Below are 1,010 nucleotides of genomic sequence, written 5' to 3' on the forward strand. Positions count from 1 at the left end.
CGCAAGCCATATCAGTGCCTGAGCGTATCGTTGTCAACCTCTAGTATCAGTGCTACTATCAAATCTTATGGATGATTTAGGTCAAGGCAGTTTGGCTTAAAATAGGGTGCTGAGACTAGCTCATGTTGTGACTATAATGTGACTAGAAATAGTTTCGCCCTATATTTATAGCCCTCATTAATGTTCATTATAATCAGGGCATTTGCGTATCATAAATCTTAAGCATTGATATCAAAACAACACATGACCTCATCATCAAAGACAATAGCGCTGGGTTAAAGGGCTATCTTGTCTATCCTATATCTTCTTCATTTTTGTTCGATATGAGTATTCGGTTGATACCAATTATCTATGGTATTTAACGATATTAGTATCTATATTATTTCCTATCCCGATATTACGGTACAAAGAATTAAGAGACAGTCATCATCTAATCATATACTAGGAGTGTTCAATGCCTGCATTACGTCAAGATATCGATCCAAACGGCTTATTAGAGTATTCAGTGGTTTACACCGATCGCGCGCTGAACCATATGTCACAGGCCTTTCAGCAAGTGATGAATGACTTATCTAGTGATCTAAAATCTGTCTACAACGCGGATGCCGTGGTGATTGTGCCAGGTTCTGGTACTTATGGTATGGAGGCGGTCGCTCGTCAACTCGCAAATGACGAAGATTGCCTCATCATTCGTAATGGTTGGTTCAGCTATCGTTGGACACAAATCTTAGAAAAAGGCAAAATTGCCAAATCATCAACCGTGCTCACAGCCAATCGTGCGGACGATAGCGAATCACCAAAGCCGTTTGCACCAGTCGATATCGACACGGCGGTCGCTAAGATTAAAGAAGAGCAACCAGCAGTGGTATTTGCGCCGCACGTTGAGACCTCATCAGGTATGATTTTGTCAGATGACTATATCAAAGCGTTGAGCGCGGCTGTGCATAGTGTCGGTGGATTGTTGGTTATCGACTGTATCGCGTCAGGCTGCGTCTGGTTAGACATGAAAG

1 pseudogene is annotated in these 1,010 nt (G+C 42.2%); it reads left to right on the forward strand.

What is annotated here, in order from left to right:
• Nucleotides 1–454: 454 nt before the first annotated feature.
• Nucleotides 455–1,010: pseudogene (locus ACS8FC_RS15125) on the forward strand (alanine--glyoxylate aminotransferase family protein); the annotation flags it as partial.

This window comes from Psychrobacter sp. 1Y4, assembly GCF_051847555.1.